This is a genomic window from Rhizobacter sp. P1_G5 (assembly GCF_056405435.1).
The window spans coordinates 1-11,231 of record NZ_JBFUCB010000144.1 but is presented as its reverse complement, the minus strand read 5'-3'; the positions used below and the strand labels follow the sequence as shown (position 1 = coordinate 11,231).

The window sequence follows — 11,231 nt, the reverse complement described above, 5'->3', positions numbered from 1 at the left end:
CGGGAAAGGTCATGCGGGCCATGAACAGGGGATGCGGGATGTAGCGCTCGACCGCGATGCGCTTGAGCGCGAAGCGGTCGGCGCAGCTCGGGTCGTTGACGCCGTCGATGTAGGCGAGCGCGGCGCGGTAGCCGCATTCCTTCGCGATCGCGACGACGCGATCGTTGAAGGTGTAGGTCTTGCCGACCGGGTAGGCGAGCAGGTCGGCGCGCTGCCCGGTCTCGCGGCGGATCGTCTCGCGCGACTGCGACAGCTCGAAGCGCACGCGCTCTTCGGTCTGCATCGACAGCACCGGGTGCGTGACGGTGTGCGAACCGAACTCGATGCCGTGCTGCGTCATCTCGCGCACCTGGTCCCAGTCCAGCGCCGAGGCGGGCGCCGCGTCGGCCGGCACCGCGTGGCGCGCGAGCAGCGCCTCCAGCTCCTGCAGCGCGTCGCGGCGGCGCTCGTCGGCCAGGCGCTTCAGCACCGACAGCAACCGGTCGGAGGCGGCGCGGCGCGACGCGATGTCGCCGAGCTGCAGCGTCACGTCGGCCAGCGGCAGCCGCAACGCGCCGGCGGGTGCGCAGAACAGCAGCGTCGACACGCGGTCGAACCAGAACGGCTCGCGGCTGCCGATGTACTGCGTCGACAGGAAGATGGTCGCCGGCACGTTCATCTCGCGCAGCAGCGGGAAGGCGTGGGTGTAGTTGTCGAGGTGGCCGTCGTCGAAGGTGATCGCGACGCTGCGCGGCGGCAGCGCCTGGCCGCGCTCGATCACGTCCATCGCGTTCGACAACCCGATCGGGTTCCAGTGCTCGCGCAGGAAGGCGAGCTGGCGGCGGAACTCGGCGACGCTCGCGCTGACGAGCTCGGGGTCGGCCGCGAAACGCGACTCGTCGGCCAGGTCCTGGATGCGGTGGTACGCGAGGATCGTCAGCCCGCTCGGCCCGCTGCGCAGGCGCGCGCGGGTCACCCCGGCCATGTCCAGCCACCTCGCGAGCATCGCCTGCTTGCCGCCCATGGTGTCCCCTCGCTCCGGTTACTGCTAGTAGTACCCCATGATGAACACCTTGAAGGCCATGTAGTACGCGACCTGGAAGGCCACGATGAACATGAAGTCCTTGCGGGTGAATCCCACGGGTTGTGTGGTGAAGCGGCCCACTGCGGCCGTCATTCCCAGGAGGAAATACATGATCTCCGTCTCGAGCGAGACGAAGAGCGAGCTGATCAGGTAGCCCGACAGGCTCATCATCACCGCGAGCAGTGCCTGCTTCTCGGTCGGGTCGACCGTCTCGCGCAGCCGCACGATGACGTGCTTGAAGCCCATGTAGATGATCGCGATCCACAGGAACATGCCGGGGAAGCCGGTCTCGCCCATCGCCTCCAGCGCCGAGTTGTGCGCGACCAGCTTGCGGGTGTAGACGGCGAAGTTGCCCTTGCCGACGCCGAACAGCGGGCTCTCCTGCACCATCTGCAGGCCCATCGCCCACATCTCGACGCGGCCCTGCGCCGAGTTGTTGGCGTCCTTGGTCTCGGTCAGGTACGACGGGGCCGCCGCCAGCGCGATGCCGCCGCAGGCCGCCGCGATCACCAGCTTGCCCAGGCTGATCCTGAAGCGCGAGACGATGAACATGCCGACCATCGCCGCGGTGGCCAGGATGCCGCCGCGCGAGCCGGTGTAGAAGGCCGCGAGCAGCAGCGGGAAGGTCAGCCCGACGGCGGCGGCCACGCGCAGCCACAGCGCGTACGGGCTCACCATGTACTGGAACGCGAACGRCGCGGCGGCGGTGAACATCACGCAGAACACGCCGGGGCCGTCGAAGATGCCGATCCAGCGGATGCGCGACTTCAGGCCGATCGACGAGGCCGAGCCGTCGATCCACGCATAGCTCTGCCCCGCCCAGCCGATGCCTTCGGGGTTGTTCATGTGCTGGATGCCCTCGATCGCGATCAGCAGCGCGAGCGCTATCAGCGCATAGCCGGTGCGCTTCAGGTCGGTCACGTCGCTGATGGTCGCGCTGACGAGGCGGTACACCAGGAACAGCTTCGCGTAGTAGACGAGGTAGAACTGGCCGATGTCGGTGAGGCCGGCGACCATCACGCTCAGGAAGATCCACACGTACATCAGCAGGAAGAAATAGTCCTGCGTGCGCAAGCGGAATACCTCGCCCAGCCGGCCGCGCGACGCGAGCACCAGGAGCCACATCGGGTAGACGATGTAGTCGACGCGCAGCCCGAGCAGCGGCGACCACCACAGCTGCGGCGCGACGAGCAGGCTGCCGAGGAACAGCCAGATGGGGAGTACCGCGAAGCTCATGCGGCTGCCCCGGAAGGCCGGCCGAGGCGCTGCATCAGCTTCGCGCGCGCCGCGGCCAGCTCGGCCGGCTCGATCACGCGCGTCGCGACGATGCCGACCAGGAACGCGGCGCCGAGCACGAAGCGCAGCGGCAGGCTCCACAGCAGCGGCAGCTGGTCGGCCGCCTGGCCGGCGATCGCGACGGCGACCACCAGCGCGAGCAGCGTGGCGAGCTTGCGCCATTCATAGTGCACCGGGAAGTGGCGCTGGCTGATGCGGTCGGTCATCACCAGCGAGACGATCGAGACGCCGAGCACCGTCAGGCAGGCGCCGAGGATGCCGAAGGCCCAGATCAGCGGCACGCCCAGCGCCAGGCCGACGAGGCAGGCGGCGAGCGCGATGTGGAAGATGCTGCTCGACTTCTTCTGGTAGTAGATGCCGGTCTGCAGCGGGTAGGTCAGCACCTGCAGCACCGCGGCCAGCACCAGCCACGGCAGGTAGCGCGCGGCGCTCCAGTAGGCCGGAGCGGCGATCAGGCGCAGCGCGTCGCCGGCGAACAGCACGATGGCCAGCCCGATCAGCGACAGGATCACGGCCAGGTAGCGCACCACCTGGGCCTGGATGATGCCGGCGTCGTCGCGCTCCATGATCGTGAAGCGGAAGGCGCCGTAGGCGCGGTTGATCGGCTCGCCGACCAGGTCGGACGCGAGCTTCGACAGCTTCAGCGCGAGCGCATAGATGCCCAGCGCCTCCAATGACACCAGCGACTGCAGCAGGAAGCGGTCGGCGGTGCTCGCGACGATGCCCACCATCGTGGTCCACAGCAGCGGCAGGCTGTAGCGCAGCACCGGCATCAGCTTGGCCCATTCGAAGCGCAGCCCGCACTCGCGCAGCGTCACCCACGACAGCACCGCGAAGCCGAGCGCGACGGTCAGGCAGTTGCCGGCCATCACGCCCTCGACGCCGGCGTTGAAGTGCATCAGCGCGATCGAGTTGGCGATCACCTGCACCACCAGCTTCACGAACGAGACGACGATGAACAGCATCGAGCGCTCGACCGCGCGCACGTAGGCGAGGCCGACCTGCGAGGCGAGCTCGAACACGATGGTGGCGAGCATCCACTGGAAGGCCCGGCCGAGCGACTGGCCGTTGAACAGCCAGGCGGCGATCGGGTTGGCGAACAGCGAGACGAGCAGCACGCCGGCGATCGAGATGACCAGCGAGGCCATCAGGTTGGTGCTGACCACCGAGCGGCGGTCGGCGGCGTCCTTGTAGTCGAAGTAGAAGCGCAGCGTGGCGTGCGCAATGCCGACGCCCAGCACGCCGGACACGACGGTGGACACCAGGTACAGCGTCTCCAGCGTGCCGTACTCGGCCGGCGACAGCAGCCGGGTGTAGATCGGCAGCAGCAGGAAGGCGCCGACGCGGTTCAGCGCATTCCCGATGGCATAGATGCCCGAGTGCTTGAAGAAGCGGCCGACTTCCTTGGAGGTGGAGGACATGGCGGTGGCCGGCTCAGGTGGCAACGGCCGTGCGCACCGTGGGCGCGCCGGCATGCGGCATCGGTACCCGCTTGCTCCAGCGGATGGCCGGCAGCTCGACGGCACGCCAGAGGATCCACGCGGCGATGACGCTCGTGGCGATGCCGCAGGCCATGTACAGCAGGCCGAGCGGCACGGACGGGTGGTCGCCGAACAGCTTCTTCAGCACCGAGATCGTGCTCCAGCCGACGATCGGGTGCATCAGGTACAGGCTGTACGACAGCTTGCCGAGGAACTGGTGGACCGCGCCGCTGAGCCAGCCGCGCGCCGCCACCCAGCGCCGCGACAGCACGATCACGATGGCGGCCAGCACCGGCGCGAGGTGCGGCAGCGACGGCGCGCTGCCGAACACCACGGCGAGCTCGACGCCGACCAGCGCCCACCACCAGCGCCACGACAGGTCGCCGAACACGCACCAGCAGGTCAGCGCGCCCAGCCCGAACATGTGCCAGTAGCGCACGAACAGGCCGTCGACCGGCAGCTTGATCTGGCCGACCGCGAGCACCAGCGACAACGCGGTCAGCGCGGCGATCGCAAGGATCGGGCGGCTGCGCGGCTGCGCCGGGTCGTGCGCGGCGGTCAGCACCAGCACCAGCACGAGGTAGAACTGCAGCTCGATGCACAGCGTCCAGAACACCGCCGAGATGCTGCCGTAGCCGAGGATGTCCTGCAGGTAGAACAGGTGCGAGACGATCTGCGCGGCGGAGAACTGGCCGCGGCCGGCGAGTTCGGCGAACAGCAGCGCCGACAGCTTGGCCATCGCGATGCACAGCACGATGGTGGCCCAGTACGGCGGATCGAGCCGCACCGAGCGGCGCAGCGCGAACATCGCGACATAGCGGCCCGACAGCGGCGCGTCGCGCAGGCTCATCGAGATCACGAAGCCGCTCAGCACGAAGAACACGTTGACGCCGGTGGCGCCGAAGCTGCCGATCAGCGCGTGCAGCGCATCCGGGATGAAGGGACGCAGCAGCGTCTCGGTGTTGAGGTAGAGGTGGTACAGCACCACCAGCATCGCCGCGATGCCGCGCAGGCCGTCGACCGTCAGGTTGCGCGGGGGCAACGAGGCGGGGACGGCGGTGGTGTCGGATCGGGTCATGCGGCTCGGAGTGCAGGCGGTTCGGCGAGGTCGGAAGACGCTCCGCCGAGGGAAAAGGCGTCGCATTGCACCATAGGGACTTGTCAGAAAACACCACCCGGGCAGGGGGTCGTCCCCCGGGCAGGGGGGCGGCGCCAGCGGGGAAAAGACACGCGCGAAGTGTGACTTTGTCCATAATCTGCCGATGCCTCCGAGCCCGGTTCACCGCCTGCCCCGCGCCCTCCCGGCACGCCGCGCGGCGCTGTGGCGGCTGGCGTCGATCGCCGCGCTGTCGGCCGTGCCGGCCGGGGCCCGCGCGGCCACCGACCCGTTCGTCACCTGGATGCAGATGCTGCACGACCAGTGGGCCGTGCCGGCCTACGAGGCGCTGGACCGCAGCGCGGCCGGGCTGGTGGCGGTGCTGGAGGCGGCGATGGCGGCCGGCGGCCAGCCGACCCCGGCCCAGCTGAAGGAGAGCCAGGCGCTGTGGCTGCAGGCGATGCTCAGCTGGCGCCGGCTGGAGGCGCTGCAGATGGGGCCGACGCTTGCGCGGCGCAGCTCGAAGGCGATCGATTTCTGGCCGACCCGGCCGAAGGTGATCCAGCAGGCGGCCACCGTCACCGCGACCGCACCGATGACCGGCCCGGCGGCGAACGACGCGATGGAACGCTGGGGCACGGCGGTGCGGGGCCTGCCAGCGCTGGAGTGGCTGCTGTTCCCGGCCGGCACCGAGCCGCAGGCGCCGGTGCTGCGCAGCCCGGCGCTGTGCCGCTACACGCTGCGCATCGCGATGGCGCTGAAGGAGGAGGTGGGCCTGCTGCTGGCCGGCTGGCGCACCGAAGCCGACCGCTGGCGTTCGGCGACGCCGCCCGACGTGCCGGCGGCGAAGAAGCTGATCCTGAACCTGCTGGTCGGCAGCGTCGAGCTGCTGCGCGGCAAGAAGCTCGAGAAGGCGGCCCGTGCGCAGGCGCTGCAGGTGCCGGGGCAGCGCGACGCGCTGGAGAACTTCGACAGCATGCRCACCAGGCACACGCRCGAGTTCCTGCTGGCGCATGTGGATGGCGTCGCGCAGCTGCTGCTCGGGCAGACGCCGGGCCTCGCGTACACACAAGGTGGCCCGCGCTGGGGGCTGGACGACGTGCTGGCCGAGCAGGGCCTCGCGAAGCCGCACGGGCCGGCGCTGCGGCGCGCGGTGACCGCGGTGCGGYAGTCCATCGCGGCGTTGCCGGTCGACGCCGCCACCTGGACGCCGGCGCGCATCGCCGCACCGGTGAAGGCGCTGGTCGCGCTGCGCGCGGTGATCGACCCGCCGATCGCGACGGCGTGGAAGGTGACGATCGAGTTCACGGATGCGGATGGAGACTGACCCAACCTGAAGGAAGGAGCCTCGCATGACGACCCTCACGACCCCGCGCTTCGAACAGCGCACCGAGCAGCCCTGCATGTTCATCCGCACCGAGGTGCGGATGGGCGAAATCGAGTCGAAGGTGGTACCGCTGATCCCGCAGCTCTTCGAGTGGCTGCAGGCGCACGGCGTGCCGCCGGCCGGCCCGCTGTTCTTCCGCTACAACGTGATCGACATGGGCGGACAGATGGAGATCGACGTCGGCACGCTCGTCGGCAAGCCGGCCGCGGGCGATGCGCGGGTGCGATCGGGCACCGTTCCTGCCGGCAGCTACGTGACGATGCGCCACACCGGCCACCCCGAGGAGTTGATGCCGGCCACCGCCTACCTGCTCGCCTGGGGCCAGCAGCACCAGGTGGCATGGCGCAAGCAGGCGCGCGGCGGCAGCGCCGAGGCGTGGGATGGGCGCTACGAGTTCTACCTCGACGGGCCGGACACCGAGCCCGACATGTCGAAGTGGCGCACCGATCTCGTGTTCGCCGCCGAGCCGCGCTGAATCAGTCCCCCACGTTCAATCCCCAGATTCCCACTCGATCCGCGCCCCGAGCGCACACAGGTTCTCGACGAACTGCGGGTGCGCGCGCCGGATCGGTCCGGCGTTGCGGATCACCGAGCGGCCCGGGATGCTGGCCGCGAGCATCAGCAGCGCGATCGCGACGCGGATGATGTATGGGCTCTCGACCTCGGCCGGCGACAGCGGCTTGCCGCCGAAGGTGACGATGCGGTGCGGGTCGGACTGGAACGCGTGCGCGCCGAACTTCGACAGCTCCGAGGTCCAGCCGAGCGCGCCGTCGTAGACCTTGTTCCAGAACATCACGCTGCCGTGCGCGCGCGTGCCGAGCGCGATGAAGATCGGCAGCAGGTCGACCGGCAGGTAGGGCCAGGGCGCGGCCTCGATCTTCGGCAGCATGTTCTGCGTGAACGGCTCGGCCACCCGCAACGGGCCGTCGACGACGGTGCGCGACCAGCCGCCCTCGTGCAGCACCCGCACGCCCAGCTTCGCGAACGTGCGGTCGATCAGCGGGAACTGGTGCGCGGCGGTGTTGCGCACCCGCACGTCGCCGCCGGTGATCGCGCCGAGCGCGAGGAAGGTGACCACCTCGTGGAAGTCGTCGGCGAAGCTGTAGTCGGTGCCGCCGAGCGCGTCGACGCCGTGGATCGTCAGTCGCGAGGTGCCGCAGCCCTCGATGCGCGCGCCGAGCTGGCGCATGAACTCGCAGAACTCCTGCACGTGCGGCTCGGAGGCCGCGTTCATCAGCGTCGCGCTGCCCTCGGCGAGCGCCGCGCACAGCACGAAGTTCTCGGTGGTGGTGACCGACGCGTAGTCGAGCCAGTGGTCGGCCGCGCGCAGCGGGCCGTCGCTGCGCACGATCAGCGCGTCGGGCCGGCGCTCGACGCGCGCGCCGAAGCGCTGCAGCACCTCGACGTGCGGATCGATCTCGCGCACGCCCAGCGTGCAACCCTGCACGTCGCTCTCGATGCGTGCGACGCCGAAGCGCGCCAGCAGCGGCGGCACCAGCATGATCGACGAGCGCATCTCCTGCGGCAGGCGGTGCACGGTCTCGTCGAAGTTCGTGCTGCGGTGGTGCAGGTCGAGCACGCCGGTCTTGAAGTCGACCTCGACGCGGCTGCCGAGCGAGCGGAACACGTCGAGGATCTTGCGCACGTCGGTGATGTCGGGCACGCGGCGCAGGCGCACCGGCTGTCGCGTCAGCAGCGTCGCGCACAGGATCGGCAGCACCGCGTTCTTGTTGGCCGACGGGACGAGGCGGCCCGCAAGAGGCTGGCCGCCGTGGACGATGAGGTGGGACATGGACAGTGCGCGAGGCGCGCGGTGGTGGGCACCGGCGCACTGTCCGCGGCGTCGTCGAACGCCGGATGAAGCCTGTGTGAAGTGACGAGGGCCCTGGTGTCAGCCTTCGTAGCCTTCGACCGTTTTCTCGTCGCGCACCTTCGCGCTGGAGGGGTCTTCGCCGAACTCGCGCTTGGCGCGCCGCTGCCGCAGCAGGTCCCAGCACTGGTCGAGCTGGTGCTCGATGTGGCGGATGCGCTCGGCGTTCTGGCCGGGCGCGGCCGTGCCGTCGCGCAGTTGCTGTTCCTCGTCGACGAGGGCGCTGATGTGCTCGAGGATCGATTTGTCGCTCATGGCCGTTCTCTCCTGCAGTGGCGGATGCGGCGCAGCGTACGCCGGAATCAGTAGCCGACGCTGTAGCGGTAGTTCTTGTAGCGCAGCACGGCCGACTTGAGCCGGATCTGCTCCAGGTGCACGTTGGGCGCGATGATGTCGCCCTCGTGGTAGAGCTGGCCGTTGACGATCAGCATGCGGCTCGCGCGGCTCGACGAGTAGGTCGCGCCGCTGATGGCCAGCGTGGGCAGTTCGCGGCGCACGTCGGCGGGCAACTCGTTCAGCGGCACGGCCGGCGTCTCGTCGGCGGCCGGCGTGGTGGTGCGCGCAGGTTCGCGCCTGGCGGGCACGGGCTTGCGCTGCGCCTTCTCCGGCGCCGCGGCCGTGCGAGTTGCGGCAGGTGCAGGAGCCGGCGCCGCGACCGGTTCCGGGCTCGGTGCCGGGGCGGGGGCCGCAGCAGGAGCGGGGGCCATCGCGACGGGCGCCGGGGGAGGAGGCGGCGGCGCCGGCTGCGGAGGCGGCGGTGCCGAGACGATCACCTCGATCGGCTTGTCGCGCCCGAACGCCATCCAGGCGAACACGACGATCAGTGCCAGCCCGAGCAGCGACGCGACAAAACCCCAGCGCATGCCGCCGCGGCCGTCCGGCAGGTCGTCGTCATCGGGCGTGGCGGTGGCCGTCTGGGCATGCAGCCCGGGCACGCGGCCGCGCTCGCGTTCGGAATCGGCGCGCCGCAAGGCATCGAGGATGTAGGACATCGCTGTGCCTCTCAGTGGGTGAGGCCGGCATCGGCCTGCAGGCGCGGCTCGTCGACGCCGGCGGCGCGGTTGAGCTGCATGAAGGTGGTCGGGCCGGCCACGCCGTCGGCGGTCAGGCCCCAGGCGACCTGGAAGCTCGCAAGGCGCGATTTCAGCGCGGCGTTGAACGGCTGCGCGGCGGCCGGCGCGCTCGCGCCGTCGGCCCGTGCGACCAGCCCGGCCAGTGCGTCGACCGCCGGCCCGCTGTGGCCTTCGCTCAGCGCCGACTGGTAGCCCGCGGGCGCGCGCCAGAAGGTGGCGAAGTCGCCGCGCCACACCTTGGCCAGCGACAGCAGCGACACCGTCTGCGAGACGCCGCCGGCGCGCAGCGTGGCGGTCTGCGGCGTGAGGCCGGTCAGCAGCACGAAGACCGACTGGCCGGCGTCGTCGCGCAGCAGCAGGATGCCCGGCCGGCTCAGCTGGCGGATCAGCGCCAGCGTCGCCACCGTGCGGAAGCACAGCAGGTCCTGCTGCTGCGCGCTGGTGCAGGGGTCGGCCAGGTCGGCGGCGAGCTTCCAGGCCGGGGCCAGCTCGCGCCAGGCCTCCTTCTCGGTGCGCCAGGCGGTCTTCAGGCCGTCGCGCAGGTCGAGCGACACCGCGCTGGCCGGCGGCGCGGCCGGGGTCGCAGCCGATGCGGCGGCCACCGATGGCCGGGCCTTGTCCGGCGAACTGGCGGCCGAGGCCGGGAAATGTGAGGCCGGGAACTGCGACGCCTGCGCATCCGGGTTGCCGCCGGACGGCCGCCCGAGCCGCCCGTCGACCGCCCAGGCCACCATGCCCAGCAGCGCCGCGGCGCCGGCCGCACCCAGCCCCCAGCGCCCCGCATGCGCGAAGCGCGAGGCGGCCGGCAGCGTCGCGTCGTCGTCATGGGCCGAGCCGAACACCTCGGCCGCCGCCTTGTCGACGATGCCCGCGTCGACCCGCGGCTGGCCCTGCCCGTAGGCGCCCAGCAGCGCACGGTCGCACAGCAGGTTGATGCGCCGCGGCACGCCGCGCGAGAGCTGGAAGATGCGGTGGCGCGCCGGCCGGTCGAAGGGCAGCGCGGTGCGCATGCCGGCCACGGCCATGCGGTGGCGGATGTACTGCGAGGTTTCCTTCTCGCTCAGCGCCTTCAGGTGGTAGCGGGCGATCACGCGCTGCGCGAGCTGCTCGAGCTGCGGCCGCGCCAGCATGTCGCGCAGCTCCGGCTGGCCGATCAGGATGATCTGCAGCAGCTTGCGCTCGCTGGTCTCGAGGTTGGTCAGCAGGCGCAGCTGCTCCAGCACGTCGGGCGACAGGTTCTGCGCCTCGTCGATGATCAGCACGTTGTTCAGGCCGATCGCGTGCGTGCGCAGCAGGAAGTCGTTCAGCGGGTCGAGGTAGTCCTTGACGGTCGGCGCACCCGGGCCCGTGTGCTGGTAGGGGATGCGGAATTCCTCGCACACCGTCTTCAGCAGCTCGAACACCGTCAGCTTCGGGTTGAAGATGTAGGCGACGTTGCAGCGCTTCGGGATCTGCTCGAGGAAGCAGCGGCAGACGGTGGTCTTGCCGGCCCCGATCTCGCCGGTCAGCAGCACGAAGCCGCCGCCGCCGCGCACGCCGTACAGCAGGTGCGCGAGCGCCTCGCGGTGCCGCTCGCTCATGAACAGGTAGCGCGGATCCGGGGCGATCGAGAAGGGCTCCTGCTTGAGCCCGAAGAATGGCGCGTACATGGGGGCGGGGGTGACGGTGCGAGCGGCCGGTGCGGCCTCGCGCAGTCTATCGCCGCCCGCCATCGCCCTGACATGCCTGGCGCAGATACTCGCGGCGTGCCGTATCCRTATCCGCTCCTCGCCGCCCTCGTGCTGTGTTTCACCTTGCTGCCGGCGCATGCGGCCGGCGGGCACTTCGACGTCGACGCCGCCACCGCTGGCGAGTGGTCGGCCGGTGACGCCGCCAGCGTGCTGCTGGAGCACAGCCGGATCGTCGGCGAGCGGGTCTCGCGGCTGGGCGGACGCTGGAACCTGTCGAGCCGGCTCAGCCTGGACC

General features: G+C 70.6%; 11 protein-coding genes. 3 read left to right on the top strand and 8 right to left on the bottom strand.

The window, feature by feature from the left end; genetic code table 11:
* The 4 genes from AC1D12_RS12720 to AC1D12_RS12705 form a co-directional block, all read right to left on the bottom strand.
* A partial coding sequence (locus AC1D12_RS12720; protein WP_477840747.1) for a polysaccharide deacetylase family protein occupies positions 1-1,003 on the bottom strand: 1,003 nt, incomplete at its 3' end.
* Positions 1,004-1,027: 24 nt separating this feature from the next.
* Positions 1,028-2,299 (bottom strand): O-antigen ligase family protein, encoded by a 1,272-nt coding sequence (locus AC1D12_RS12715; protein WP_477840745.1) that lies wholly within the window; start codon positions 2,297-2,299, stop codon positions 1,028-1,030.
* Complete coding sequence (locus tag AC1D12_RS12710) at positions 2,296-3,780, bottom strand: lipopolysaccharide biosynthesis protein (RefSeq protein WP_465111211.1); 1,485 nt, start codon at positions 3,778-3,780, stop codon at positions 2,296-2,298. The genes AC1D12_RS12715 and AC1D12_RS12710 overlap by 4 nt, the downstream gene beginning before the upstream one ends.
* A 13-nt stretch (positions 3,781-3,793) precedes the next feature.
* The gene (locus tag AC1D12_RS12705) at positions 3,794-4,918 is read right to left on the bottom strand and encodes an acyltransferase family protein (RefSeq protein ID WP_477840743.1); all 1,125 of its coding nucleotides are present in this window, start codon (positions 4,916-4,918) and stop codon (positions 3,794-3,796) included.
* A 184-nt stretch (positions 4,919-5,102) separates the two neighbouring features.
* Here AC1D12_RS12705 and AC1D12_RS12700 point away from each other — a divergent pair, with 184 nt between their 5' ends.
* Together AC1D12_RS12700 and AC1D12_RS12695 are read left to right on the top strand one after the other, a co-directional pair.
* A complete protein-coding gene (locus AC1D12_RS12700; RefSeq protein WP_477840741.1) occupies positions 5,103-6,263 on the top strand; it encodes an imelysin family protein in 1,161 nt (386 codons plus the stop codon).
* 25 nt (positions 6,264-6,288) lie between these two features.
* Positions 6,289-6,798 (top strand): GyrI-like domain-containing protein, encoded by a 510-nt coding sequence (locus tag AC1D12_RS12695; protein ID WP_465111214.1) that lies wholly within the window; start codon positions 6,289-6,291, stop codon positions 6,796-6,798.
* Positions 6,799-6,813: 15 nt separating this feature from the next.
* Here AC1D12_RS12695 and AC1D12_RS12690 read toward each other — a convergent pair whose 3' ends face one another.
* The 4 genes from AC1D12_RS12690 to AC1D12_RS12675 form a co-directional block, all read right to left on the bottom strand.
* On the bottom strand, positions 6,814-8,115 hold the full coding sequence (locus tag AC1D12_RS12690) for a UDP-N-acetylglucosamine 1-carboxyvinyltransferase (RefSeq protein ID WP_047510024.1): 1,302 nt from the start codon (positions 8,113-8,115) through the stop codon (positions 6,814-6,816).
* A gap of 99 nt (positions 8,116-8,214) precedes the next feature.
* Positions 8,215-8,448: a DUF2630 family protein gene (locus AC1D12_RS12685; RefSeq protein ID WP_465111215.1), complete on the bottom strand. Its 234-nt coding sequence runs from the start codon at positions 8,446-8,448 to the stop codon at positions 8,215-8,217.
* A 47-nt stretch (positions 8,449-8,495) separates the two neighbouring features.
* Positions 8,496-9,185 carry a general secretion pathway protein GspB gene (locus AC1D12_RS12680; RefSeq protein WP_477828104.1) on the bottom strand — a complete coding sequence of 230 codons (690 nt, stop codon included), beginning with the start codon at positions 9,183-9,185 and terminating at the stop codon, positions 8,496-8,498.
* Positions 9,186-9,196: 11 nt separating this feature from the next.
* Positions 9,197-10,915, bottom strand: coding sequence for an ExeA family protein (locus tag AC1D12_RS12675; RefSeq protein WP_477840738.1), 1,719 nt, complete (start codon positions 10,913-10,915; stop codon positions 9,197-9,199).
* A gap of 96 nt (positions 10,916-11,011) precedes the next feature.
* Here AC1D12_RS12675 and AC1D12_RS12670 point away from each other — a divergent pair.
* The coding region (locus AC1D12_RS12670; RefSeq protein WP_490363541.1) for a hypothetical protein at positions 11,012-11,231 on the top strand (220 nt) is incomplete at its 3' end.

Coding starts and splice junctions, on each gene's coding strand:
- AC1D12_RS12690 (WP_047510024.1), bottom strand. CDS start 8,115: ATGTCCCACCTCATCGTCCACGGCGGCCAGCCTCTTGCGGGCCGCCTC.
- AC1D12_RS12675 (WP_477840738.1), bottom strand. CDS start 10,915: ATGTACGCGCCATTCTTCGGGCTCAAGCAGGAGCCCTTCTCGATCGCC.
- AC1D12_RS12685 (WP_465111215.1), bottom strand. CDS start 8,448: ATGAGCGACAAATCGATCCTCGAGCACATCAGCGCCCTCGTCGACGAG.
- AC1D12_RS12680 (WP_477828104.1), bottom strand. CDS start 9,185: ATGTCCTACATCCTCGATGCCTTGCGGCGCGCCGATTCCGAACGCGAG.
- AC1D12_RS12705 (WP_477840743.1), bottom strand. CDS start 4,918: ATGACCCGATCCGACACCACCGCCGTCCCCGCCTCGTTGCCCCCGCGC.
- AC1D12_RS12710 (WP_465111211.1), bottom strand. CDS start 3,780: ATGTCCTCCACCTCCAAGGAAGTCGGCCGCTTCTTCAAGCACTCGGGC.
- AC1D12_RS12695 (WP_465111214.1), top strand. CDS start 6,289: ATGACGACCCTCACGACCCCGCGCTTCGAACAGCGCACCGAGCAGCCC.